General features: G+C 69.3%; 19 protein-coding genes. 11 read left to right on the top strand and 8 right to left on the bottom strand.

Annotated features, from left to right (window positions below):
* The 10 genes from hemQ (at position 1) to AB0A65_RS07315 (ending at position 13,443) form a co-directional block, all read left to right on the top strand.
* Positions 1–714, top strand: a complete 714-nt coding sequence (gene hemQ / locus AB0A65_RS07360; protein ID WP_359947760.1) for a hydrogen peroxide-dependent heme synthase — start codon at positions 1–3, stop codon at positions 712–714.
* 8 nt (positions 715–722) lie between these two features.
* Positions 723–920: a hypothetical protein gene (locus AB0A65_RS07355; RefSeq protein WP_359947757.1), complete on the top strand. Its 198-nt coding sequence runs from the start codon at positions 723–725 to the stop codon at positions 918–920.
* Positions 907–1,332: a S26 family signal peptidase gene (locus AB0A65_RS07350; protein WP_359947754.1), complete on the top strand. Its 426-nt coding sequence runs from the start codon at positions 907–909 to the stop codon at positions 1,330–1,332. Before AB0A65_RS07355 ends, AB0A65_RS07350 begins: the two co-directional genes overlap by 14 nt.
* Positions 1,333–1,397: 65 nt before the next feature.
* Entirely contained in the window at positions 1,398–3,242 is a 1,845-nt protein-coding gene (ilvD, locus tag AB0A65_RS07345) for a dihydroxy-acid dehydratase (RefSeq protein ID WP_359947751.1), read from the top strand.
* Positions 3,243–3,348: 106 nt separating this feature from the next.
* Positions 3,349–4,965, top strand: a complete 1,617-nt coding sequence (locus tag AB0A65_RS07340; RefSeq protein ID WP_359947748.1) for a hypothetical protein — start codon at positions 3,349–3,351, stop codon at positions 4,963–4,965.
* Positions 4,966–5,061: 96 nt separating this feature from the next.
* Positions 5,062–7,779 carry an EAL domain-containing protein gene (locus AB0A65_RS07335; protein ID WP_359947745.1) on the top strand — a complete coding sequence of 906 codons (2,718 nt, stop codon included), beginning with the start codon at positions 5,062–5,064 and terminating at the stop codon, positions 7,777–7,779.
* Positions 7,780–8,006: 227 nt separating this feature from the next.
* Positions 8,007–9,887 carry an acetolactate synthase large subunit gene (locus AB0A65_RS07330; RefSeq protein ID WP_359947742.1) on the top strand — a complete coding sequence of 627 codons (1,881 nt, stop codon included), beginning with the start codon at positions 8,007–8,009 and terminating at the stop codon, positions 9,885–9,887.
* 3 nt (positions 9,888–9,890) lie between these two features.
* Entirely contained in the window at positions 9,891–10,412 is a 522-nt protein-coding gene (ilvN, locus tag AB0A65_RS07325) for an acetolactate synthase small subunit (protein ID WP_359948678.1), read from the top strand.
* 19 nt (positions 10,413–10,431) lie between these two features.
* Positions 10,432–11,442, top strand: coding sequence for a ketol-acid reductoisomerase (gene ilvC / locus AB0A65_RS07320; RefSeq protein WP_106364847.1), 1,011 nt, complete (start codon positions 10,432–10,434; stop codon positions 11,440–11,442).
* Between the two features lie 120 nt (positions 11,443–11,562).
* Positions 11,563–13,443: a hypothetical protein gene (locus AB0A65_RS07315; RefSeq protein ID WP_359947739.1), complete on the top strand. Its 1,881-nt coding sequence runs from the start codon at positions 11,563–11,565 to the stop codon at positions 13,441–13,443.
* Between the two features lie 5 nt (positions 13,444–13,448).
* On the opposite strand, the gene AB0A65_RS07310 is transcribed toward AB0A65_RS07315, so the two are convergent.
* Together AB0A65_RS07310 and AB0A65_RS07305 are read right to left on the bottom strand one after the other, a co-directional pair.
* Entirely contained in the window at positions 13,449–16,634 is a 3,186-nt protein-coding gene (locus AB0A65_RS07310) for a tetratricopeptide repeat protein (RefSeq protein WP_359947736.1), read from the bottom strand.
* A 12-nt stretch (positions 16,635–16,646) separates the two neighbouring features.
* Positions 16,647–16,958 carry a trypco2 family protein gene (locus tag AB0A65_RS07305; RefSeq protein ID WP_359947733.1) on the bottom strand — a complete coding sequence of 104 codons (312 nt, stop codon included), beginning with the start codon at positions 16,956–16,958 and terminating at the stop codon, positions 16,647–16,649.
* Positions 16,959–17,110: 152 nt separating this feature from the next.
* On the opposite strand from AB0A65_RS07305, the gene AB0A65_RS07300 reads away from it, so the two are divergent.
* Positions 17,111–18,577 (top strand): ATP-binding protein, encoded by a 1,467-nt coding sequence (locus AB0A65_RS07300; protein WP_359947730.1) that lies wholly within the window; start codon positions 17,111–17,113, stop codon positions 18,575–18,577.
* Positions 18,578–18,635: 58 nt separating this feature from the next.
* Here the strand turns inward: AB0A65_RS07300 and AB0A65_RS07295 are convergent, their stop codons facing one another.
* Genes AB0A65_RS07295 through AB0A65_RS07270 form a run of 6 tightly spaced genes read right to left on the bottom strand, consistent with a single transcriptional unit; the run spans position 18,636 to position 26,128 of the window.
* Positions 18,636–19,052, bottom strand: coding sequence for a roadblock/LC7 domain-containing protein (locus AB0A65_RS07295; RefSeq protein ID WP_359947727.1), 417 nt, complete (start codon positions 19,050–19,052; stop codon positions 18,636–18,638).
* Between the two features lie 14 nt (positions 19,053–19,066).
* The gene (locus AB0A65_RS07290; RefSeq protein WP_359947724.1) at positions 19,067–21,595 is read right to left on the bottom strand and encodes an ATP-binding protein; all 2,529 of its coding nucleotides are present in this window, start codon (positions 21,593–21,595) and stop codon (positions 19,067–19,069) included.
* A gap of 29 nt (positions 21,596–21,624) precedes the next feature.
* A complete protein-coding gene (locus AB0A65_RS07285; protein WP_359947721.1) occupies positions 21,625–22,335 on the bottom strand; it encodes an ABC transporter ATP-binding protein in 711 nt (236 codons plus the stop codon).
* The gene (locus tag AB0A65_RS07280) at positions 22,328–24,016 is read right to left on the bottom strand and encodes a branched-chain amino acid ABC transporter ATP-binding protein/permease (protein WP_359947718.1); all 1,689 of its coding nucleotides are present in this window, start codon (positions 24,014–24,016) and stop codon (positions 22,328–22,330) included. The genes AB0A65_RS07285 and AB0A65_RS07280 overlap by 8 nt, the downstream gene beginning before the upstream one ends.
* Positions 24,016–24,894: a branched-chain amino acid ABC transporter permease gene (locus AB0A65_RS07275; RefSeq protein WP_359947715.1), complete on the bottom strand. Its 879-nt coding sequence runs from the start codon at positions 24,892–24,894 to the stop codon at positions 24,016–24,018. Before AB0A65_RS07275 ends, AB0A65_RS07280 begins: the two co-directional genes overlap by 1 nt.
* 58 nt (positions 24,895–24,952) lie before the next feature.
* Complete coding sequence (locus AB0A65_RS07270; RefSeq protein ID WP_359947712.1) at positions 24,953–26,128, bottom strand: ABC transporter substrate-binding protein; 1,176 nt, start codon at positions 26,126–26,128, stop codon at positions 24,953–24,955.
* Positions 26,129–26,207 lie beyond the last annotated feature (79 nt).

Genomic DNA, 26,207 nt, shown 5'->3' with positions numbered 1-26,207 from the left:
GTGACCGAACGCCAGTCCAACAACCCCAACGCCGCGCGGATCAAAGAGCTGAACGACACGATCCGGTACACGCTGTGGTCGGTGTTCCGCGCCGAGGAGCCCATGCCGTCGATCCGGCAGGACCTCGCCAGCGACATGGAGGCGTTCTTCAGCAAGCACTGCGGCGACCAGGGCGTCACCGTGCGCGGCACGTACGATCTCACCGGGATGCGCGCCGACGCCGATCTCATGGTCTGGTGGCACGCCGAGTCCTCCGACCAGCTCCAGAAGGCGTACGCGGACTTCCGGCGCTCCCCGCTGGGCCGCCACCTCGCCCCCGTCTGGTCGAACATGGCCCTGCACCGGCCCGCCGAGTTCAACCGCAGCCACCTGCCCGCGTTCCTCACCGAGGACCCGCGCGGCTACGTGAGCGTCTACCCGTTCGTGCGCTCCTACGAGTGGTACCTCCTCCCCGAGGAGGAGCGGCGCGACCTGCTGCGCGAGCACGGCCAGATGGCCCGCGACTTCCCCGACGTGCGCGCCAACACCGTCCCGGCGTTCTCCCTCGGCGACTACGAGTGGATCCTCGCCTTCGAGGCCGACGAGCTCCACCGCATCGTCGACCTCATGCGCGAACTGCGCGCCTCGGGCGCGAGGCGCCATGTGCGCGAGGAGATCCCGTTCTTCACGGGCAGGCGCCGCTCGATCACCGACATCATCAACGACCTCCCGTAGGGCCGCCGATGGAACAGGCGAACGCCGGCGACGGCGGCCTCCTGCTCACGTACCTCCTCATCGGCGGCGGCGTGATCCTGCTGTTCGCCTGGGGCGTCCTCGCCGTCTCAGCGCTGCTCGGGCTGACGAGCTTCTCCGTGGCGCGCCTGATCCGCGGGAAGCGCGAAGAGGAACCGGAGGACGACGGCATCGATGGGCTCTTCTAACTGGTTCTTCCCGGTCCTGCTCATCGTCGCCGCGGCCCTGGTCGCCGAGAGCGTCAGGCAGCTGCGCCGCCGCTGGACCCTCGTCAAGGTCGAGGGCCGCTCCATGGAGCCCGCGCTCAAGGACGGCGGCGAGGTCCTCGCCAAGCGCACCAGGCGGATCGCGGTCGGCGACGTCGTCGTGGTCGCCGCCCCGGACCCGGCGCTCGGCTGGGCCGAGCTCCGGCGCGCCAAGGCCCCGTGGTGGATCAAGCGCGTCGCCGCCGGGCCCGGCGACACCGTGCCAGGAACGGACGAGACCGTCCCGGCCGGGCACTACTACCTGCTCAGCGACAACCCCGAGGGGGAGGACTCGCGGCGCCACGGCCCGTGCCCCGAGCAGATGATCTTCGGCACGATGGTGCACGGTTTCTGACGGGATAGGCGATCCTAACCACCGGGCGCGTCGTCCCGGTATGCGAGACGTGGCAGACTGGAGCCATGCCAGCGCTTCGTTCTCGCACTTCCACGCACGGCCGCCAGATGGCGGGCGCTCGCGCGCTGTGGCGCGCCACCGGTATGACCGACTCCGACTTCGGCAAGCCGATCGTGGCCATCGCCAACTCCTACACCCAGTTCGTCCCAGGGCACGTCCACCTCAAGAACATGGGCGACATCGTCGCCGAGGCCATTGCCGAGGCCGGGGGCGTCTCGAAGGAGTTCCACACGATCGCCGTCGACGACGGCATCGCGATGGGCCACTCCGGGATGCTCTACTCGCTCCCCAGCCGCGAGATCATCGCCGACTCGGTCGAGTACATGGTGAACGCGCACTGCGCCGACGCCCTCGTGTGCATCTCCAACTGCGACAAGATCACCCCGGGGATGCTCATGGCCGCGCTGCGGCTGAACATCCCGGTCGTGTTCGTCTCCGGCGGCCCCATGGAGGCCGGGAAGACCGTGGACGTCAACGGGGTCGTGACGCAGAAGCTCGACCTCATCGACCCGATGGTCGCGGCCGCGAACGACGACGTGTCGGACGCGCAGCTGCTCAAGATGGAGGAGGCGGCCTGCCCGACGTGCGGGTCGTGCTCGGGCATGTTCACCGCGAACTCCATGAACTGCCTCACCGAGGCCCTGGGCCTGGCCCTGCCGGGCAACGGCTCGACGCTCGCCACGCACACGGCCCGCCGGGCCCTGTTCGAGGAGGCCGGGCGCACCGTCATGGACCTGGCCCGCCGCTACTACGAGCAGGACGACGAGTCGGTCCTGCCGCGCAGCATCGCGACGAAGGACGCGTTCGAGAACGCGATGGCCCTCGACGTGGCCATGGGCGGCTCCACGAACACGATCCTGCACCTGCTCGCGGCCGCCCGCGAAGCGGAGCTGGACTTCAACGTCTCCGACATCGACGCGGTCTCGCGCCGCGTCCCGTGCCTGGCGAAGGTCGCGCCGAACTCCGCGAAGTACCACATGGAGGACGTGCACCGCGCCGGCGGCATCCCCGCGATCCTGGGGGAGCTGCGCCGCGGCGGCCTGCTCCACGAGGACGTCGGCTCGGTCCACTCGCCGTCGCTGGACGAGTGGCTCGCCAAGTGGGACATCCGCGCCGAGGCCCCGGCCCCGGAGACCATTGAGCTGTTCCACGCCGCGCCCGGCAACGTCCGCACGACGCAGGCGTTCTCGACCTCGAACCGGTGGAAGAGCCTCGACACCGACGCCGAGGACGGCTGCATCCGGTCGGTCGAGCACGCGTACACCAAGGACGGCGGCCTCGCGGTCCTGTTCGGGAACCTCGCCGAGGACGGCTCGGTCGTCAAGGTCGCCGGCGTGCCCGAGGAGAACTGGACGTTCACCGGGCCCGCGCACGTCTTCGAGTCCCAAGAGGACGCGGTGCAGGGCATCCTCGACAAGTCCGTGGTCGAGGGCGAAGTGGTCGTCATCCGCTACGAGGGCCCCAAGGGCGGCCCCGGCATGCAGGAGATGCTGTACCCGACGTCGTTCCTGAAGGGCCGCGGCCTGGGGCGCAAGTGCGCGCTCATCACCGACGGCCGCTTCTCGGGCGGCACCTCGGGCCTGTCGATCGGGCACATCAGCCCCGAGGCGGCCGGGGGCGGCGTGATCGCCCTGGTCGAGGACGGCGACGTCATCGCGATCGACATCCCGAACCGCAAGCTCGAACTCCAGGTGGACGACGCGGTGCTCCAGCAGCGCCGGGTCGCGCAGGAGAAGCGCGAGCAGCCGTACACGCCCGTCGCCCGCGACCGGGTCGTCTCCCGTGCGCTCCAGGCGTACGCGTCGATGGCGACCCCGGCGAGCGACGGCGCCGTCCGCAAGGTCCAGTAAGGACGCAGTCACCCGCGGCGGGGTCCTCCGAACGGAGGGCTCCGCCGCTGGCGTTCCCGGGGCAGAATGAATGCCTCTCATCCCCTCGCCCCCGGAGTGTGCCCGCGTGAGCGCATTGGACGACATCGCCAGGAACCGCTGGGTCTGGACCGACGAAGGCCGCGACAGCAGGCAGGAGCAGGCCATCAGCGAGCTCGTGCTCCGCCAGCGCCGCCAGGCCCGCGACGCCGAGGAGCGGCAGCGGGAGGCGCAGCAGCGCCTCGAAGGCCGCATCGAGGCGGCGTCCTCGCACCTCTCCGAACGCATCGAGACGCTGTTCACCTGGACCGAACTGCGGTTCCGGCTCCTCGAATTCGAGGAGTACGAGGCCCGCAAGCACGTGCGGAACGCGTTCCGCGCCTTGGCGGAAGGCCGCCCGGCCCGGCTCCCGGACCTGCACGACCTGCCCGGCTACTGGCTCCTGCCCGCGGCCTCGGCGACCCTGCCGCTGGTGCTGCGCGGGCGCCCCGGGACGGCGCCCGCGGCGGACCTGACGACCGGGCTCGCGGTCGCCCGCGACCGCGACGCGGTCCGCGCCGAGCTGTTCAACCTCGCGGTCGGGCGCTGCTTCGGGCAGGCCGTCCTCGTCGACGCCGCGTTCCTGCGGCTCATCGCCGACGCGCCCGACCTGGGCGCGGTCGAGCCCGGCCAGGTCGCCGACGGCTGGCGGGGCCTGTGGGAGCAGGCCGTCCTCGGCGTGTTCGGTCCCGCTGCGGCCGTGCAGCTCACGGGGCGCCTGCGGGAGCTGTTCGCGCCTGTCGCAAAGGACGCCGCCGCCGAGGACGCCGCGACCGGTGGCACTGCCGCCGCGGACACGGCCGCCCTCGGCATCGACGAGGCCGGCCTGAAGGAGTGGGACCTGGCGATCGAGACGTTCGGGTCCGTGGGCGCCGAAGCGCCGCTCGCCGAGGCCCTGGTCTCCCTGCGGCTGCACCTGACCGCCGAGACCGCGGGCCCGCTGCCCGACCCGGACGACCGCTGGCGCCGGTGCCTCCAGGAGCTCATCGAGGAGCCCAGTCCCGCCGAGCTGCCGCTCGTGCGGCGCCTGGAGGACCTCGCCGTCGGCGAGGCGCCGCTGCGCAGCCGCCCCGCGTGGGCCGAGCCCGCCGGGACCGTCGCCGAGCTGATCCGCCGCGACCTGTTCGACCCCGGGGCCCCTGTCGCGTTGCGCCGCTTGGCACTCGACCTCGCCGCGCCGCTCATGCGCGCCCGCCTCGACCGCCTCGGGCGGGCCATGGAGGCCCCCGCGCCCGCCGTCGTCGCCGTCAAGCGCCGCGGCGGGTCCGTGGACGTCACCGCCGCCGGGCACGACGCCGACGAGGTCGCCGCCCTCGAAGACCGCATCGCCCGCGGCTTCGCCGCCGACGGCCCCTCCAAGCCCAAGTTCGCCACGGCCGGAACCGCACTCGTCCTGGTCGCCGCCGCCGTCGCCGCGATCGGCCTGTGGGGCCTCGCGATCCCCGTCGCCTTGGGCGCCCTCGTCCCGGCCCTCATGTTCCGCGCCGACGCCAAGAAGGCCCGCCAGGAGGCCGAGAAGCGCGACGCCCAGATCGCCGAACTGCGCGCCGCGCTCTTCGCCGCCCGCGCCGACGCCTCCGCGGCCGACAAGGAGCGGGCGGCCGCCCACCTCGCCGACCGCACCGCACTCGAACGCCTCATCACAGCCCTGCCCGGGGCCGACTGACCGGACGCGAACGGGAATCACGGAGGGCCCGATACGGAAACGGCGGACCATGCGGCATCCTGTAATGCACGAGGCTTCCTACGATCGGACCAGTGGATGACGCCAACCCCCCGTCGCGTCCGGCAATCGCTGTCGTGGACCGCGACCGCCGCAGTGTGGTGCTCCGTGCTCGCCGCGGCCGTCGTGGTCGCCCTCGACACCTCGCCCCAGACCATCGCCCCCGGCACCGCCGCCGCCCTCGGCTCCCTCGGCGCCGCCTGCGCCGGCTCGCTCATGTGGCGCGCCGCCAAGCGGATCGAGCCCGGCCGCCGCACCACCTACCAGCTCATGGCCGCCGGGATCCAGACCATGGCCGCGTCCTTCGCCGCCGCGTGCTGGCTCCCCGACCCCGCCGGGGACGCCGTCGCCGGGTCCGGGTTCGCCGCCGCCGTCGTCCTCTGGGCCCTCGCCCTCCTGCGCCTGCCCGACCGCGGCTGGGCGCCCCAGGCCGTGCAGCGGCGCCTCGTCGACGGCTCCTTCGTCGGCCTCTGCGTGCTCTTCTTCGCCTGGACCCTGTTCGCGCGCCCCCTGTTCGCGCAGATGCGCGGCCCCCTCGGCGAAGGCGACCTCGCGATCGTCATCCCCGGGATGATGGGCATCGTCATGCTCGGCGTCGGCTTCACCACCACCTTCCGCATCCAGCGCTGGCGCCGCCGCCACGCCTCCGCGTACCTCGCCGTGTTCGCCGTCCACTTCACCGGCCTGTCCACGTTCGTGGCCTGGCAGTGGCTGCGCCCCGAAGCACGCGTCCTCTGGTGGTCCGTCGCCTGGGTCGCCACCTGCGCGGCCCTCCTCGGCGTCACCTACCTCGCCGCCCGCCACCAGAAGCCCGCCCCCATCGACAAGCCGAACTACCCCGGCGTCCACTACACCGTCATGGCCGGGGCGGGCGCGCTCGCCGCCGCCACCGTCCTCATCAACGGCGCCACCCGCGGCGCCCTCCCGCTCGACGCGACCCTCCTCGGCCTCGCCGCCGTCGGCGCCCTCGGCGCCCGCCTCGTCCTCACCTACTTCGACGTCAGGCGCGTCACCGGCGAGGCGACGGCCCGGCAGCGCCGCCTCGCCGCCATCGTGGGCGTCGCCTCCGACACCGTCCTCGTCCTGGACGAGGACCTCACCGTCACCTGGCACCCCGAGGACTCCGCGTGGCGCCCCGCCACCGACTCCGGCGAGTGCCTCGGCGCGTCCTTCCTCGACCTGGTCCACGTGGACGACCGCCGCCACACCGAAGAGGACCTCCACTCGCTCCTCAACGGCCTCAGCCACACCGGCCAGATCTCGCTCAACGTCCGCGTCCGCGACGCGACCCGCCGCTGGCGCCACACCGAGACCGTCGTCTCCGACCTCCGCGGCCGCCCCCAGGTGCGCGGCCTCGTCGCCCGCATCGAGGACGTGGGCGCCCGCAGGAGCCTGGAGACCGAGCTCGCCCGCATGGCCTACTCCGACCCCCTCACCGGGCTCGCGAACCGCCGGGCGCTCCTCCAGAGCCTCGAAGACGGCGTCGCCGCCGAGGAGTACCAGACCGCCCTGCTCCTGCTCGACCTCGACGGCTTCAAGAACGTCAACGACACCCGCGGCCACGACTTCGGCGACGAACTCCTCGTCGAGGTCTCCCGCCGCATCAAGGAGCTCCTGCGCCCCACCGACGTCGGCGCCCGCCTCGGCGGCGACGAGTTCGCGATCCTCCTGCGCGCCAGCCGCTCCGAAGCCGTCGCCACCGCCAAGGCCCTCGTCGACCGCCTCGCCGAACCCTACGAGTTCCACGACGAGTCCACCGTCTTCGTCACCGGCTCCGTCGGCATCGCCACCGCCGCAGAGGGACTCGGCGACCCCGAACTGCTCCTGCGCAACGCCGACCTCGCCCTGCGCGCCGCCAAGCAGGCCGGGAAGAACCGCTACGCCACCTACGACGCCGAGTTCGACCGCGTCGTCCGCCGCAAGAACGAGCTCACCCAGGAGCTCCGCGGCGCCATCGACCGCGACGAGCTCCACCTCGTCTACCAGCCCGTCTTCGCCACCGCCGACCGCTCGATCGTCGGCGCCGAGGCCCTCATGCGCTGGCACCACCCCCGCCTCGGCCAGGTCAGCCCCGGCGAGTTCATCCCCGCCGCCACCGAGTCCGGCCTCACCCAGGACCTCGCCGTGTGGACCGTCAACCGCGCCGCCGAGCAGCTCGCCCAGTGGCACTCCGCGGGCATCAAGGCGTGGATCTCCGTGAACGTCTCCGTCAAGGAGCTCCACACCGCCCTGTTCGCCACCGAGGTCAACACCGCGCTCATCGCCGCGGGCGTCCCCGCCAAGCGCCTCGTGCTCGAAGTCACCGAGCACGACTTCTCCCACCAGATGAACACCCTCATCGCCCAGCTCGGGGCCCTGCGCGGCGCCGGGGTGCGGATCGCCTTGGACGACTTCGGGTCCGGGTACTCCTCCCTCGGCCAGCTCGACCGCCTCCCCGTCGACATCCTCAAGATCGACCGCGACCTCATCGCCAAGGACGACGGCGGCGTCGGCCCCCTCGCCGCCGTCACCGTCGCCCTCGGCCGCATCCTCGGCATGGAGGTCATCGCCGAAGGCGTCGAGACCGACCTCCAGCTCAACGCCATGATCGCCGCCCAGGCGCCGCTCGTGCAGGGCTACCTGCTCGCCAAGCCCATGGACCCCGACGACCTGACGCGCTGGCTCACCGAGGAGCCCAAGGCCCTCACCACCGAGCCGTACGGCGTCCCCGGGCCCCGCGACACGCCGACCGACGTCCCGGAGTCTGAGAAAAGTTGACTCACGGGCCGGAATCGTGAATCATGGGGGGCGTGCCGCAGCAGAACTACGACCAGAACGCGACCGAGGCCCTCGCCGCCCGGCCGCTCGTCGTAGTACTTACCTAGCGCACCGTCGTTCCCTGACGGTGCGCTCGCCCCGTGCGTCTTAGCACGCGGGCGATTTTTTCTGCCCGGGGAACGACGCAGCATGTCGAACCAGCCACATCTCCCTATTGGACGAAGGACATGAGCACACCAGTGAAGGCACCCAAGCCAGGGCCGCAGGCCAAAACGGCAGGGACGCAGGCTGCCAAAGCTCAGCCCGCGAGGCCGAAGGCACCCAGGCCCGCACCCCCGCTCGGCGCTCCCGCCGCCGCGCCGGTCCTCACCGGGGCGCAGGCCGTCGTCCGCGCCCTCGAAGAGCTCGAAGTCGAAGCGGTCTTCGGCATCCCCGGCGGCGCGATCCTCCCGGCCTACGACCCGCTCCTGGACTCCGAGAAGGTGCGCCACGTCCTCGTCCGCCACGAGCAGGGCGCCGGCCACGCCGCCCAGGGCTACGCCCTCGCGACCGGACGGGTCGGCGTGTGCATGGCCACCTCCGGCCCCGGCGCGACCAACCTGGTGACCCCGCTCGCCGACGCCCACATGGACTCCGTCCCGATCGTCGCCATCACCGGCCAGGTCGCCTCCACGGCGATCGGCACGGACGCGTTCCAGGAGGCCGACATCGTCGGCATCACCATGCCGATCACCAAGCACTCGTACCTGGTGACCACCGGCGAGGAGATCCCGCGCGTGCTCGCCGAGGCGTTCCACGTGGCCGCCACCGGCCGCCCCGGGCCCGTCCTCGTCGACATCCCCAAGGACATCCTCTCTGGCACCGCGCCGTTCGTGTGGCCGCCCAAGATGGACCTGCCGGGCTACCGGCCCACCACGCAGCCGCACGGCAAGCAGATCCGCGAGGCCGCCGCGCTCATCGCCGAGGCCAAGCGCCCCGTGCTGTACGTCGGCGGCGGCGTCGTCAAGTCCGGCGCCCACGCCGAGCTGCGCGAGCTCGCCGAGCTGACCGGCGCGCCCGTCATCACCACGCTGATGGCCCGCGGCGCCTTCCCCGACTCGCACCCGCAGCACCTGGGCATGCCCGGCATGCACGGCACGGTGCCCGCCGTCCACGCGCTCCAGAAGTCCGACCTCATCGTCGCCCTGGGCGCGCGCTTCGACGACCGCGTCACCGGCAAGCTCGACACGTTCGCACCCGAGGCGAAGATCGTCCACGTCGACATCGACCCCGCCGAGATCGGCAAGAACCGCGAGGTCGACGTCCCGATCGTGGGCGACTGCCAGGCCGCCATCGCCGCCATGACCGAGGCGTACGTCGACCCCGGCAAGGAGCGCCTGAAGACCTGGTGGGAGACCCTCGACGACCTGCGCGGGCGGTACCCCCTGGGCTACACCGACATCGACGACGGGCTGCTGACCCCCCAGTGGGTCATCCAGCGCCTCGGCGAGCTCGCCCCCGAGGACACCATCTGGACCGCGGGCGTCGGCCAGCACCAGATGTGGGCCTCCCAGTTCATCAAGTACGAGGCCCCCGGCACGTTCCTCAACTCGGGCGGCCTGGGCACCATGGGCTTCGCCGTCCCGGCGGCCATGGGCGCCAAGCTCGGCGAGATGGACCGCACCGTGTGGGCCGTGGACGGCGACGGGTGCTTCCAGATGACCAACCAGGAGCTCGCGACCTGCGCGGTCGAGGGCATCCCGATCAAGGTCGCCGTCATCAACAACGGCAACCTCGGCATGGTGCGCCAGTGGCAGACCCTGTTCTACGGCAAGCGGTACTCGAACACGAACCTGTCGACGCACCACTCCGAGGCGTCCCCGCGCATCCCCGACTTCGTGAAGCTCGCCGAGGCCCTCGGCTGCGTCGGCCTGCGCGCCGAGACGGCCGAGGAGGTGGACGCGGTCATCAACCAGGCCAACGCGATCAACGACCGGCCCGTCGTCGTCGACTTCACCGTCGGCCCCGACGCCATGGTGTGGCCGATGGTCCCCGCCGGGGTCTCCAACGACGAGATCCTCTACGCGCGCGACGTGCGCCCGAACTTCGACGACGAGGGGGAGATCTAGATGATGAGCAAGCACACGCTCTCCGTGCTCGTGGAGAACAAGCCAGGCGTCCTCGCCCGCGTCTCCGCGCTGTTCTCCCGCCGCGGCTTCAACATCGAGTCCCTCGCCGTCGGACTGACCGAGCACCCCGGCGTCAGCCGCATCACCATCGTGGTGGACGTCGAGGCGGGCTCGCTGGAGCAGGTCACCAAGCAGCTCAACAAGCTCGTCCACGTCCTCAAGATCGTGGAACTCGAAGCGGGCTCCTCCGTGCAGCGCGAACTGCTGCTGGTGAAGGTCCGCGCCGACGCCGCCACCCGCGGCCAGGTGATCGCCGCCGCCGAGCTGTTCAAGGCCCGCTCGGTCGACGTCACACCCGACACGGTCACCTTCGAGGTCACCGGGAACCACGACAAGATCGAGGCGTTCCTGGAAGTCCTGGAGCCGTTCGGGATCAAGGAGCTCGTCCAGTCGGGGACGGTCGCACTCGGGCGGGGGGCCAAATCGATGGCCTCGCTGTCGCGCTACGTCTCACCGAATAGCTAGTCAAGAAGGAAGCATTTGCATGTCCGCTGAAGTGTTCTACGACGACGACGCCGACCTGGCCCTCATCCAGGGCAAGAAGGTCGCCGTCCTCGGCTACGGCTCGCAGGGCCACGCCCACTCGCTGAGCCTGCGGGACTCCGGCGTCGAGGTCGTCATCGGCCTCCAGGAAGGGTCGAAGTCGCGCCCCAAGGCCGAGGAGGCGGGCCTGAAGGTGCTCACCCCGGCCGAGGCCGCCGCGTGGGCCGACGTCATCATGATCCTCGTCCCCGACACCGTGCAGGCCAAGCTGTACGCCGACGAGATCGCGCCGAACCTGTCCGCCGGGAACTCCCTGTTCTTCGGCCACGGCTTCAACATCCGCTACGACCTGATCCAGGCCCCCGCGGACGTCAACGTCGCCATGGTCGCCCCGAAGGGCCCGGGCCACATGGTCCGCCGCCAGTTCGTCGACGGCAAGGGCGTCCCGGCCCTCGTCGCGGTCGAGCAGGACCCGTCCGGCGACACCCAGGCCGTCGCCCTCTCCTACGCGAAGGCCATCGGCGGCACCCGCGCCGGCGTCCTCAAGACCACCTTCAAGGAGGAGACCGAGACCGACCTGTTCGGCGAGCAGGTCGTCCTCTGCGGCGGCACCGCCGAGCTCATCCGCGCCGGCTTCGAGACCCTGGTGGAAGCGGGCTACGCGCCCGAGGCCGCCTACTTCGAGTGCCTGCACGAGCTCAAGCTCATCGTGGACATGATCTACGAGGGCGGCCTCACCAACATGTGGTACTCCGTGTCCGACACCGCCGAGTACGGCGGCGTCTCCCGCGGCTCGCGCATCATCAACGACGACACCCGCAAGGAGATGAAGCGCATCCTCGGCGAGATCCAGGACGGCACCTTCGCCAAGGAGTGGGTCGCCGAGTCCGAGAAGCGCGAGAACTTCAAGAAGCTCCAGGCCGTCCAGACCGACAACCAGCTCGAAGAGGTCGGCAAGAAGATGCGCGACCTCATGCCCTGGGTCCAGCGCAAGATCACGGAAACCGCCTAGGTTTCAGTACCTCGACCGATGGGCCGGGAGCCGCTTCGCGGCTCCCGGCCCATCGCCGTTTCGGCTGCTAGCATGCAGACCTCATCAGTCACGAGCTTTTCCGGTCCCCCGGAGGTACCGATGAACGAATTCGACGAGCTCGGTATGACAGAACTCGCTAACAGGCTGAAGCTTGAATCGCCTGAGAAGATGTCCATAGCCGGTGCATTTGCATTCGGATACGGGGCGCTCGGAATGCAGCAGACTGACGCGCGCGAGGATCTCTCCTGGTACAACGATCTCGGTCCTCTCGAAACACTCTTCCTCGGGATGATCTTTCCCAAGCGCTTCGCAGACGTCCATGAACTGTCGAACTCGCTCGCAACTTGGCTCCGCCAGGTTCGGGGCGAAAAGATCCACACCTGGATATGCGAATTCGTGACGCTGGTGGTAGATCAGAGTTTCGATGCGGGGGTTCCGGTCGATGACGGGGATTTCCTGCTCTCCCTCAACCACTTTCTGGAGAAGCAAGGCTTTCACCGGTACCGGATTCCCGGGAGGTTGCTCCCTGGGCGAGTCCTTCAAGGAAGTCGCGTGGCGACCGGGTTCGCGGATGTCGATCTCGGCGAGATCACCGTCGGCCCTACATCTGAATCCTGGCTGCGCTGGTTCTGGGAGGAAGCGGAGGAACCACGTGACAATCCGACCGTGTTGGAGGCGCTTCGGAACGGACTTCGGAGACTTCGCGGCGATGAACCGGAAATGCACGATGCAGAACCCGACATCATCGTTCTGGGCCTGTATCTCTCCCTGGTCGCCGACTCGGACGAGACGATATCGGACCTGCCCGGTCGAGCGTTCGCGTGGAGCGCGGGTCTCCGGGAGGACTCCCCGATCTGCCGCATCGTCGACATCGCATATGCGGCCACGCGCCAGGGCTGGACACTCGACGACGCGCTCCTCGCTGCGAAGGAGGCCCCCGGAGCGAACTCGGTGGTAGAGACGGCGGATCGGCGCTGGATGAGCTCACCGCTCATCATCTTCCGTGAGATGGCTGTTGAACTGGGGCACGGCGGAATCATTGCCCGGCACGAACCTGAATGGGCATCGGCGAGTGGTGGTGCCCGAGCGAAGACGTCGGCGATGGAACTACTGGAGGAGATCGAGTCTGATCTCCGCCATGCGGACCTGGTTGTGGAGCGGTCGAATGCGCCAGAGCTGAATCAGCGACGGATAAACTACGACGGCAGCACCATGGTGTCGCTCTCCCCTCAAGCGGCGGCGAAGGTGAGGCCGATCATCGAAGAGCAGCGCAGGATGTTCGAAGCGACGTTCGGAAGAAGTCCCGGCCCAGGGGACCCGGTCTTCTGGGATCCCGACCGGTCGGACGAGCCGACTCCTATCGACCCGAAGGTCTTCCAGTCCGAGTTCCATCAGGGGCTCCGGGATTTTGCGATGCGGTCGGAGGACCCGACAGAGCGGGCGATGTTCTTGGCCTGCGCTGATGTCGGCATGCTCATTGCCGAAGAGAACCTTCATACTCTGACGACCGCAGAGCTCGCAGAGTACGACCGTCGTTTCGCGCACCACCTGACAGAAGAGCAATCGCGAGTGCTCCTTCTGGACCCGGCCGACGAGATCCGGCTGCGAGGTGTCAGTGAGGACAACATCGAGCGGAAGCAGATGAGAAAGGTCATCGAAGCGGTCAAGCGTCGGGCTTCGGAGTTCGACCGGGACAGAGTTGCGGTGCTGGCGGCGTTGCAGGCCACGGCACTCGCGGCGATCGCCAGGGAACTTCCTCAGTTCCAACGTCGTTGGGGCGATGGAACTCCCGATGAGACGCTCCGGTCGTTCGTCGACGAAGCCGTCATTGACCTGCGTGACCCCTCGATCCTCGCGCTGACGGTCGATGAGGTCGTAGCTTTCGGTTCGCGACAGCCTGCGGGACCGGTCGACGAAGAGGTGCTTGTTGACTGGATGCAGGTCCTGAACGAGGTAGTGGGATTCGATGAGGATCGATGATCCGGTCACGAGTCCCCACCTCCCAGCCCGAACCTCCGGTCGCGTGATTCGAGCGCTTCGATGAGGTCTCTCAGTTGGCCGGTCATCTCACGAAGTGTCTCCCGCTGGGTCTGCGGTGATCGCGCTACAAGTTCACGCTGGAGTCCGATTGCCGAAGTCAGGACTTCCATCGCACCGTCGAGATCACCGGTGAGAGCGAGGCCCTGAGCCAGGTTCGCCTGGATCTTGGCGTAGGAGGATCTGATCGCCTGGTCTGCTTCGACCCGATCCTCGATCAGTTGGAGGGAGCGCTCGATGACTGGAATCGCTTCCTCAAATGCCCCGGTGGCCAGGAGATCGATTCCGAGATTATCGAGCGCTCCTGCCAGCAGGCCGACATATGCATTCGCATTGAGGTCATGAAGTTGCTGCGCGTGTCCGGCTGCCTCCTTCGAGGCTTCCAATGCGTCCGTCCGACGGCCCAGTCGACTGTACGTCCCGCTGAGGTTCTGAAGGACTTCCACCAAGAGCTGGCGATGTTGTGCCAGTCGTTGTCCGGCGAGGATGCGGCACACCGAAGCCGCCGCTTCAAGCAGGGTCAGGCTCTCGTCCAGATCACCGTTCTGTTGATGAAACAACCCGCGGTTGTTCAAGAGCTGAATGCGGTGCTGTGGGCTCTCCGCCTCAGACTCCTCCTGCAGCAACTGGAGCATCTCCAATGCGCTTGCCGCATCCCCGGTCTCGGACAGTACTCGTGCCAGATTCGCTGACAGCTCTACATGAATTCCGTCGAACTTGTCAGGATGATCGGCACGGTGCTCAGCGGAGATTTCGAGACCGGCCTTCAACGCGGACGCGGCTTCTGCGGGCCGATCGAACCTGCAGAGGCCCGCTCCGAGCAGATTCAGATTCAGCGCCTTCATCTGAAGGTGGTCGACATCGTGCTCGGGAAGGTCGTCGACGATGCCGATCGCCCTGCGAGCGCTCATCATGCTCCGACTCCATTCCCCGCAGTCGGCTTGGAAGAGGCCCAGCCGATGGAGCATCGCCACGATCGCCTTCCTGTCGGGAACCGTCTCGGCGTACTCGATGGAACGCTCCGCCAGCACCAATGACAAGTTAGAAATCTCCGGATTCGGCCTTGGCATCCAGATCGATGCCTCCGAGCATCGCTCGGCGAGATCCGGATTCGCGTCGCAGTACTGGATCGCGCTGGCAAGGTAGTTGGCGACTTGATTGCCTTCATTCTTGCGGATCTTGACGGCTGCCCCTTCGATGAGCTGGGGCATCGAGGCGACCAGCAGTTCCCCAACGGTCAGCTTGTCCGCATCCTCATCGTCGACCAGGCTGGACAGGATGCTCCCGATGTAGTTCTGGAAATCGCCCTCCACGGACGGATAGTGATCCCGGGTGAGCGCCAGGACCTGCAGGAATCTTGCTCGATGCGGGGCGCGAAGCGCCTTGTGGTCGTGCAGCTCCCTCAGTAGCCGGTTCCGGTCGGGGAACGTCGCCAGCAGGTGTTCCAAGAGCAGGTCGGGCTCGAGAGCACCGATACGGGTCTCGTTGGACGGGGCGGTGATCGCCGGAGTCTCAGGGGACGGGTACAGGTGGCTGGTGGCTTTGGCGGCATCGCGGCGGTCCAGGACACTTGCGCCTTCCCAGCTCGGGCTGGCAGACAGGAGTGTGCCGGCCTCCTCGATCTGCGGCCGGGCGAGCGAGAGGATCAGCACGGCAGCGGAAGCCTGCTCCCGGGAGCGAAACGTCCTGTCGCCGTATTTATTCGCGAGTTCGAGCCAGATGTCCCCCTCCCTCTGGAGAAGCTGGGTGAGCAGCGTGGACTGGATGTCGGAGCTTCCGGGGCGCGGAACGGAATCACCCTGCGATCCGAAGTACGCGGCGATATGGACGAGCAGCGGACTGCTGTACTGGGCGTCCTCGACATCCGGCAACGTCGGGGTCGATGCAGGACCGAACTCAGGCGAGCAGAACATCCGAAACGCGGCTTCGAGATGGGCCCGCCGCCGGTCGCCGGTGAAGCCGGAAGTCTTGAGCTCAAGGGTGAACCCGAGGTCGCGCTGGCGGAGCGTCGCCAGAACACTGCGGTGATCACAGCGCTCGATGAGATCGCCCGTAGACCGCGAGAGCAGCAGGACCCTGACCTTCGACCTCAGCCGACCCTCGTCCAACAGCGTCGTGATCTGCCTCAGAAACGCCTGGATCTCCTGCTCCCACTGCTGCGCGTAATCGAAGACGATCAGCAGGTGCCGGTTCGGCACGTAGACGTCCCAGTGTTCTTGCGCCCCCTCGTGGCTGAACCCGGCGATCCATCCGGACTCGTGCTCCATTCGTTGACAGAGCTCTGCTGCGAGACGGGTCTTGCCCGAACCCGCGGTCCCGACCAGGTGTTTCACGCCGAGTGGCTCCGCTGCCTCGCACCATGAACGCAGTGCGTCCATGGTTTCGGCCTGTCCCTCCTCGACGAACGGGACTACTGCGCGACGAGACTGGAAGTACCAGGAAACAGGCACATGAGGTGCCTCCAGGTCAGTGGCGATGTGCGCGGGCTTGACGATCGGGCAGTCGAAGGACGCCTGAGGTGCCGCGTCCGCTTCGGCGAGGACCTGAGCGACTTCGGGACGAAGCACGGCCTGAGCCGGAATGGCCTGGAGCCGGTCGTGTCTCCAACCCGACTTGGTCCTGACGAGCATGCCCGCGACTCTCCCGTCGGCTGAGAGGAGCACGGCACCTGAGAGCCCTTCCCATCCCGCCGGTGTGAGCGGCAGCGAACCTTGGACGTCAAGCTGGAGAAGACCTGGCTCGTTTTCAGTGAGGAGGATGGCGTCGGCGTCGATCGCTTCGAGTTCGCTCGAACGCAGAGTCCCGTCGGAGGATGCCGATGGAAACCCGAGCATCCGGACCTGCAGCCGCTTGTGGGCCAAAGGTTTGACCCACCGAACATGATGTCCGGGAGACTTCTGGGCATCGAACGAGAGCACGGCGATGTCTTCCAGTGGGCCGCCTTGCTCGAAGTCTCCGCACCACACCAGGCGGGCCGGGTCCGAGGTCGACTCCCCGGGGCGGCGGATGCTGACCTCAGTGTCCGGATCAATGCCGTGTGCTGCGGTGATGACCACCCCGGGCGCCGCGATGAATCCGCTTTGCGTCTTCTGCGATGTCACCTGGACGGGAATCAATGATTCGAAAGCGGTCAATCTTCCCCCACGTCAGATCCGGCGCTCGTCGGAAAGGAGCAACTCCTGCGGTCGGCCGGAGTCGTCGATCCCGACGGGTTCCAGGACGAGCCGCACCTTGTGCGTCTGTGCAGTGCTGTCGGAGCCGGAGGCCCTGCCGGTCACGACGCTCCAGATGCTGACCCCGGCTTCTGCCGCGGTGCTCGCAGTCACCTGCAAGGTCAGCTCAACCTCGATTTCTTTGGCACGGAACCGAATCTGCGAATCGGACGAGTCGTAGACGGCTTGTGCGACTTCTTGCCTGAGGGATTTCAGCGCTTGGCCGAGTGTTACGGGGGACTCCATCGACCGATGGTATTCGTGAAGTCCGACATCGGGGGTACTGCGAAGCGTGACTCTGCCGGTGCGTCCAGATTGTCGGCCCGCAGGTTCACGCGCCTGGCAAGTATTATAGGTCTATAGTTTTGTAAACTGCAGACCTATAAAACGGAGGCGACGTGCGGAAGCCGAAGGAGATGTTCGACCGAGAGGTCGAATGGGCGGCGCTGGAGCAGTTCGTGTCGAGCGAGCGGGAAGGGGCGACGCTCGGGGTGGTCTCGGGGCGCAGGCGTCAAGGGAAGACCTTCCTGCTGGATGCGGTGGTACGCGCTGCCGGTGGGTTCTACTTCGGGGCTACTGAGGCAGCCGACGCCGAGTCGCTCAGACGATTCAGCGACTCGCTCACCCGGTACGTGAGCCCTCCGAGCGCCTACCATTTCGCTGACTGGTTCGAAGCCGTGGACGCGGTCCTCGCACTCGGGCGCGAACGCCCCGTCCCGGTCGTCATCGACGAGTTCCCGTACCTGGCCCGTGCGAACCCTGAACTCCCATCGATCCTCCAGCAGGCGTTCGGCCCGCTCCGACCTGAACGCACCGGCTCCCGGACCCGCCTCCTGCTGTGCGGCTCCGCGATGTCGTTCATGGGCCGACTCCTGTCCGGCGGCGCGCCGCTCCGCGGCCGCGCTGGACTCGAACTGCTCGTCCCGCCACTCGACTACCGAATGGCAGCCGAGTTCTGGGGGATCGGCGACCCTGCGCTGGCAGTGCGGACGCACGCCATCGTCGGCGGCACCCCCGCCTACCCGAACGAGTTCCTGCGCGGCGACACCCCGCAGAGTCTCGACGACTTCGACGACTGGGTCGTCCGAACCGTCCTCAACCCCCAGACGCCGCTGTTCCGCGAGGGGCGCTACCTGCTCGCCGAGGAAGCCGACGTGCGCGACCCCGCGCTCTACCTCTCGGTCCTCTCCGCCGTCGCCGATGGCAACGCCACGCGCAGCGGCATCGCCTCCTACCTGGAACGGAAGGCTGTCGACATTGCGCACCCGATCCAGGTCCTGGAGGACATCGGGCTCCTGCGCCGCGACGCCGACGCCTTCCGCCGCAACCGGTCGGCCTACCGCATCGCCGAACCGCTCATCGCCTTCTACGCCGGGGTCATGCGACCCGTATGGGATCAGCTCCAACGCCAGGGCATGGCTGAGCGCGTCTGGGCAGCCAGCCGTCACCGGTTCGCCAGCAAGATCCTCGGCCCGCACTTCGAGGAACTGTGCCGGGAATGGGTGCTGTACCACGCCGACCCCGACCTGTTCGGCGGTCTGCCCACGACCGTCGGCAGCGGTGTGGTCAACGACCCCGCAGCGAGAACCTCACATGAAGTCGACGTCGCCGTCATCGCCGCCGCCGACCATGGACCGCCTCGCCTCCTCGCGATCGGGGAGGCCAAATGGCAGGACGTCATGGGCCGCGGCCACTTGGAGCGGTTGGAGCGGATCCGGGCGCTCATCGGTGCCGCCGGCACGTTCAACACTGACGAGACCCGGTTGATGTGCATGTCGGGCAACGGCTTCAACGAGCACCTGACCGCACTGGCCGCTTCGCGGGATGACGTCCTCCTGGTCGGGCTCGCCGACCTGTACGGCTGAGGCGCTAGCGAAGAGGCCGGGCCCCGCGTAGTGCGGGGCCCGGCCTTCTTTGTGCGGGTCAGCGCTGCTGGTACTGGGCGGCGTACATCTGGCGGGCGGCCGGGGTGAGGGCCGGGCCGACCTGGTTGATGAGGTTGGCGAGCTCGTGGCCCACCTGGCCGATGTCGCAGTTGAGGCCGGCGAGGGCGAGGATGCTCGCCCCGCTCGACACCGACATCGAGAACATGAAGCCGCCGTTCATCTCGGTCAGGTTGCTGATGACCGGGTCGGCCTGGAGCGACCTGGCCGCACCGGCGAGGAGGCTCGTCAGACCGGACGCGATGGCCGACAGGCGCTCGGCCTCATCGCGCGGCAGCGTGTTGTTCGAGGCGATGAGCAGCCCGTCCGCGGCCACGGCGATCACGTGCGTCACGTGGGGCACCCGGCCGACGAAGTCGTTGAGAAGGAAGTCCAGTTGCGCACTAGTGGTGTTCATGATCGTTCTCCGGGTCATTTCTCATTTTGGGGTCCAGCGGTCCTGCTGCTCGAAAGGCCGCGGGCGTACGCGGAGTACGTCGCGCCGATGCTCCGGGGATTGCGCTCGATGACCATCCCGTCCTGACCCGGGCTGGGGGCGACCGCGCCGGGGACCAGATTCGTCATCGGGTCCCGCCGCGGCAGGCCGTTCGGCCCGAATGTGGGGGGCTTCTTCGGTTGGGGGAGTGCGTGACCGGCCCGCAGGGACGGGTCGGCGTGCACCACGGTCACGTCGAACTTGATCTCCGGGAGCTCGGAGAGCACGGCCGTCGTCGATGAGGAGAGTACCGGGAGCGGACGGGTATCGTCCACAGCGGATACTCGCGGGCTCGGACCCGCAGGTAGCGCCTTCGGTTCGGGCGCAACGTGCTTGGCGGGCTGGCGCTGCCCCGGGACCTGGGCGGCCTGCGGGTCGGCGCCGTCGGCGCGGCCGAACAGCGGGGCGTTGCGCCGCGGGCGCGGCACCGGGACGGTCCGGGCCCCGGCGGTGCCGCCCATCAGGCTCGCCTGGCGCTGGCTGCGCGGCGGCGGCGTGAACGACAGCAGCGTGCCGGGCACGGCGATCTCGGCGACGACGCCGCCGCCGATCGACGGCCGCAGCTCCACCTCGATGCCGTGCCGCCCCGCGAGGAACCCGACCACGGTGAGCCCCATGGCCTGCATGGCCTCCAGGTCCACCGGGGTGTCGCGGCGGAGGCGGTCGTTGAACCGCTCCATCCGGTCCGGCTCGATCCCGATGCCGTGGTCGCGCACCTGGATGATGACCTTGCCGGTCAGCACCCGCGCGGTGATCTCGGCGGCCGACTCCGAGTAGCGGGTCGCGTTGTCCATGAGCTCGGCGAGGAGCTGCACGACGTCGTCCACGTGGTCGGCCTTGACCCACGCGCCCTCGTCGGCGGCGGCCTCGATGCGCGTGTAGTACTCGATGCGGCTCTGGGCCGCGATGAGCACGTCGTCGAGCGAGGCGTCGGTGGTGCGGACCTTCGCGGCCGAGGAGCCGCCGAGGACCAGCAGGGAGTCGTTCGCGCGCCCGATGAGCGAGGCGAGGTGGTCCAGGCGGAACAGCCGCTGGAGGCGCTCGGGGTCCTGCTCGTTCTGCTCGGCCGCGTCCAGTTCGGCGGTGAGCCGCCCGGTGAGCGAGTGGCCGCGGCGGGCGAGGCGCACGAAGATCGCGCCGACGTGGTACCGCAGGAGGGCCTGCTGCGCCGAGACGCGGATGGCCTCGCGGTGGACGATGTTGAACGCCTCGCCGACCTCGCTGAGCTCGTCGTCGCCGCGCACCTGCATGGGCGGGGTCGTGCGGGCGGCGTACTCGAACGGGCTGAGCCCGCCCAGGCCCTGCTGCTGGTCGACGCGCTTGACGGCCTGCGGGAGGTCCACCATGGCGATCTGCCGGGCCGAGCCCGAGAGGTCGCGCAGACCCCGGGTGACCGAGCGGCCGATCGTGAACGCGATGAGGAACGCGATCGCGAGCGCCACGACGGCGATGATCGATTCCGTTGCGAGCCTTCGGATGGCGGCGGCGCTGACGGCCTGGGCCTCGGCGGTCGCCTCGTCGAGCGAGGCGGTCACCAGCTCGGCCGTGGCCGAGTGCCGGGCGTCGTAGGCGGCCATGAGCGCGTAGTGCTCGACCTCCTGCTCCTCGTCGGAGCGGGAACCCGCGATGGTGCTCTCGAACGCGTTGGCCTCGCGGGCGTCGGCGGCGCCGAGCCCGCCCACCTCGAAGACGGCGGCGTCGGGGTCGGTCTGGGCCGCGATGCGGCGGTACTCCGCGAGCGACTCCTCGCGGGCGGCGGTGAGCCGCATGAAGGTCCGGTGCTTGCCCGCGAGCGGCTTGCCGTCCTCCAGCGAGAGCACGAGCATGCGGATCTGCTCCGACGACTCGTCGATGGCGGCCAGGAGCGCCGCGGTGCGCACGATCCGGGTCAGCTCCGAGGTCCCGGCGAGGTCGACGGCGTGGTCGAGGACGGCCGCGAGACGCGAGACCACGGAGTTGTACACCGTGAGGTGGACCGCGGCGACGGAGCCGTCGTGGACGGCTTCACGGGCGATGCCGAGCCGCTCCAGGGGCGCGTCGGCGCGGTGCAGGAGCGCCTGGGACTCGGCGTCCAGGCTCAGCGCGGCGCGGGTCGCGGCGAGCGATTCGAGCGCCGCCCCGGTGTCGGTCTCGTTGCCGCTGAAGGAGTTCTGGATCGACTCGACGTCGGTGACGCCGGTCTGCTCCTGGTACACGAGCCGGGCGGCGTCCTTGCGCTCGGCCTGGATCGCGACGATCACGTCGTTGACGTCGCGGGCGAGTTCGACCGCGTCGGCGGTCGCCCCGATGTCGCGGGCCTCGTCGGCGGACTCGACCAGACGGAGCGCTACCATCCCGGCCAGGGTGAGCGCCGGGACGAGCAGCATGATCGTCAGTTTGGTCCGGATTCTCATGCGGGACCAGGGACCGCCGCGCTGGCGCCGCTTGGACTGCGACGGCGGGGACTCGGCTAGCTCATCGTTCATCTCAGGGGTTCCTTCGGCGGGCGCCGGCGCTATTCGACGCCCAGATAGGCTTTCACGACTCGGGGGTCTTGCAGGAGTTCGGAGGCGGGGCCGCTGTGCGCGATCTCCCCGGTCTCCAGGACGTGTCCGGTGTCGGCCGCGCGCAGCGCCCGGCGGGCGTTCTGCTCGACCAGGACGACGGTCACGCCCGAGGCGCGGATCTTCTCGATGACCGTGAACACTTCGTCGACCATCTTGGGGGCCAGCCCCATCGAGGGCTCGTCCAGGAGGACGACCCGCGGCCTGGCGATCATCGCGCGTGCGATCGCCAGCATCTGCTGCTCGCCGCCGGACAGCGATCCGGCGGGCAGGGCCCGCCGCTCGGCCAGGACGGGGAACAGGTCGTACATCTCGGATTCGGGGGCCGCCTGGCGGCGGCGCCGGTGCGCGCCGAGGAGCAGGTTCTCGGCGACGGTGAGGGTGCCGAGGATCTGGCGGCCCTCGGGGACGAGGACGAGTCCGGCGGCGACGCGGCGGTGCGCGGGGCGGCGGGTGACGTCCTCGCCCTCGTAGCGGATGCGGCCTGAGGAGGGGCGGACCAGGCCGGAGGCGGCGGCGAGCACGGAGCTCTTGCCCGCGCCGTTGGCGCCGACGAGCGCGAGGAGGCCGCCTTCGGGGACGCTGAAGGACACGTCCCTGACGGCCTGCACGCGCCCGTAGGCGACCTTGAGCGACTCGACTTCGAGGATCGGTTCAGACATGTTCGGACTCCTCGTGCTCTGCCTCGGTGCCCAGGTACGCCTCGATGACCCTCGGGTCGGCGGCGACCTCGCGCGGCTCGCCCTCGGCGATGACCTCGCCGAAGTCGAGGACGACGAGGCGGGTGCAGGCTTCGAGGACCATCTTCACGTTGTGCTCGATGAACAGGACGGTGACGCCGTCGTCGGCGAGGCCGCGGATGAGCGAGGCGAGCTCGGCCGCCTCGACGTGGTTCATGCCGGCCGCGGGCTCGTCGAGGATGAGCAGGGTCGGGTGGGCGGCGAGGGCGCGGGCGATCTCCAGGCGGCGGCGGTCGCCGTAGGAGAGGGCGCTGGGGCGCACGGCGGCGCGCTCGGCGAGGCCGACGCGCTCCAGCTGGGCCCAGGCGAGGGCGAGGGCGCGGCGCTCGTCGCGGCGGGCCGAGGGGAGCCACAGGAGGCGGCGCAGGTAGGTCGGGCGGCTGACGACGTGCGTGCCGACGAGGACGTTCTCCAGGACGGTGAGGCGCTCGAACAGCTTGGAGTGCTGGAAGGTCCGGCTCACCCCGGCCTGCGCGAAGCGGTGCGGTCGCGAGCCGATCGGGACTCCGAGGACGGTTCCCTCGCCGGCCGTGGGGGGTTCGAGGCCGGAGACCATGTTGACGAGGGTGGTCTTCCCGGCGCCGTTGGGGCCGATGATGCCGAGGACCTCTCCGGCGCGGATCTCCAGGTCGACGCCGCGCACGGCCTTGACGGCGCCGTAGGTCTTGGCGAGGCCGGTGACCGACGCGAGCGGCGTGCCGGGGTCGGGCAGCGGGTCGAGGGCGTCGAGCGGGGCGTAGTCGGGGCCGGGCCGCTCGGGCGCGCGGCGCAGGCGCGCGAACAGGGTGGAGAGGCCGCCGGGGAGGAACAGGATCACCGCGAGCAGGAGCACGCCGGTGACGAGCGGGTGGATCCAGCCCGCTTCGAGGCCGAGGAGGTTCTGCACCTCCGGTACGGCCCAGAGGAACCCGGCGCCGAGGATGGGCCCGAAGAACACCAGGTAGCCGCCGAGGACGGCGGTGACGAGGCCGTTCACCGTGAGGCTGAAGTCGAACGTGACGGGCGTGATGCGCCCGAAGAAGTACGCGAACATGACGCCGTAGACGCCCGCGATGGCGCCGGAGGCGACGAACGAGGCCATGCGGGTGCGGGCGACATCGACGCCCATGGACCCGGCGGCGAGCTCGTCCTCGCGGACGGCGGCGAACGCGCGGCCCGAGCGGGAGGGCCCGAGGCGCCAGAACAGGTACGCGAGGACCGCGACGACGGCCCACGCGAAGTCGAAGGTGACCCACCGTTCGAGGCGCATGCCGAGCGCGCCGTTCGTCCACTCCGCGTTGTTGATGAACACGCGGATCATCTCGGCGGACGCGATGGTCGCGATGGCGAGGAACACCCCGCGCAGGCGCAGCACGGGCAGGCCGACGACGAACGCGGCGGCGGCGCCCACGATCGCCCCGAAGGGGAGCCCCACGAGGACGGGGGAGATGGACCCGGCGATGGGCTCGGTCGGGACGACGAGCGTGGAGGCGTAGGCCGCGAGGGACGCGAACCCGGCCTGGCCGAGGCTGAGCTGCCCGGCCATGAGGACCACGTGGAACGAGTAGGCGAGGATCGCGCCGAGCGCGATCGTGGTGATGAGGGCCTCGTATCCGGCGAGCATCAGACCTCCCTGACCTTGACGTGGCCGAAGAGGCCGCGCGGGCGCAGCACGAGTACGGCGAAGAGCAGCGCGAACGCGACCATGCTCTTCCATGTGGAGTCGAACAGGTGGATGGTCATGGCCTCGGCGATGCCGAGGACCACCCCGGCGGCCATGGCGCCCCACAATGAGCCGAGGCCGCCGAGGATGATCACCGCGAATCCGACCAGCTCGATCGAGGCGCCGAGGTCGCGCCCGGCCTGCCCGAGGTTGAGCGCGAGGAGGGCCCCGGCGACGGTGCCGAGCGCCGACGAGAGCGCGTACGTCCCGGCGGTCACCCGCCCCACGTTGACGCCGAGGACCTTCGCCGCGGTCGGGTTCTCCGCGACGGCCCGCATGGACCGGCCCAGCGAGGTCGCCGAGACGAGCCACGCGAGGCCGAGCATGAGGACCAGCGCGAGGCCGAGCGTCACCAGCTGCGTCAGGGTGACCCTGACGCCGGCGAACTCGAAGAGCCGGTTGGGGAAGTAGTCCGCCGCGAAGTGCTGCGGGTCGGTGCCGTACCGCGCCTGGAGGAGCGCGATCACGATGCCGCCGAGCGCGACGGAGGAGATGAGCCCTGCGAAGTGCTCGTCGTCGCGGCCGCGCAGCGGCCGGAACGCGATGCGCTCCACCAGGACCCCGGCGAGCGCCCCGAACAGCGCCACCACCGGGAACAGGATCCAGATCGGGATCGCGGTCCGCGCCGCGACCTCGATGCCGACGAACGCGCCGGCCGTGAACACCGCCGGATGGGCGAGGTTCAGGTGCCTGAGCACGCCGAACACGAGCGTGAAGCCGATCGCGAAGAGCGCGTAGATCGAGCCTGCGAACACGCCGTTCGCCAACTGTTGCAGCATGTCTGGATTCCTGTACGGGGGATGGGGACGGGGGTCCGCCGGGGTTCCGGCGAAGCGGTTACAGCAGGGTGAAGGCGCCGTCGTGGACGATCTGGACGACGGCCTCCTGGGTGACCTCGCCGTTCTCGTCGATCGAGATCGGGCCGAGGATGGAGTCGTATTCGAGGATCTGGCCGAGGTTGTCCTTGATGGCCTCGCGGTTCGCGTCGCAGTCGGCGCGGATCGCCTGGTCGAGGAGGTACGCGGCGGTGTAGGCCTGGGCGGCGAACTGGTCGGGCGCGCGGCCGTACTTCTCGGTGTAGTTGGCGATGAACTCGGCGTTGCCGGTGGTGTCGGAGGCCGCGCTCCACGCGCCGCCCACGATCAGGCCCTCGGAGGCGTCTTCGAGCGCGCCGACCAGGACGGGGGAGTTGAAGGCGTTGCCGCCGACGATGGGGGCCTCGATGCCCAGGTTGCGGGCCTGCTTCACGAGCGGGACGGTCGCGCCGGGCAGGGCCGAGAGGATGACGGCGTCGGGCTCGGCTTCGAGCACCGTGGTGAGCTGCGCCGCGAAGTCGGTGTCGGCGGTCTCGAAGGTCTCCTCGGCGACGATCTCGATGCCCTCGTCGTTCAGGACGTCCTTGATCGTGTTGGCTGCGGAGGTGGTGAACTCGTCCGCGTTGTCGTAGAGGACGGCGACCTTGGTGAGGCCCAGGGCCTCCTTGGCGGCCGGGATGGACGCGGCGAGCGCGACCTCCTCGGGCAGCGAGGCGCGGAAGATGTAGTCGCCCATCTCCGGGATGCCCTCGGCGGTGGTGGAGACGCCGAGCGCGGGCACGCCGGCGGACTCCGCGTCGGTGTAGGTCGTGAAGGCCATGTTGGAGAGGGTCGGGCCGACGATGGCGCTCACCTCGTCGCGGTCGATGAGCTTCCCGAAGGCGGCCACGGAGTCCTCGACGCTGGTCTTGTCGTCCTCCTGGATCACCTCGTAGGTGATGCCCCCGGCGGCGTTGAGCTCCTCGAAGCCCATCGCCAGTCCCTCTTGCTGGTAGGTGCCGGCGAATGCGGCTGCCTCGGTGAGGCTGAAGACGGCGCCGATCTTGACGGTCTCGTCGATGGTGCAGTCCGCTCCCGTGCCCGAGCCGGAGAGGGCGCTGTCGGAGGAGGCTTCGTTCGTGTCTTCTGAGACACAGGCACCGGTCGCGAGCAGTGCGGCAGCGGCCAAGACCGCGCCGGTGGTGGATTTGAGGCGCATGTTCTTCCTTGAATGGAAATGATGATGAGAGAGGCTCGTGGGGTCTTTGGTGGGGAAGCCACCGTCTCGTGGGGGATCA

The organism is Glycomyces sp. NPDC047010 (assembly GCF_040644205.1).
Classification (GTDB): Bacteria; Actinomycetota; Actinomycetes; order Mycobacteriales; family Micromonosporaceae; genus Glycomyces.
The sequence above is the reverse complement of the archived record's forward strand: the minus strand, read 5'-3'. Positions and strand labels throughout refer to the sequence as shown.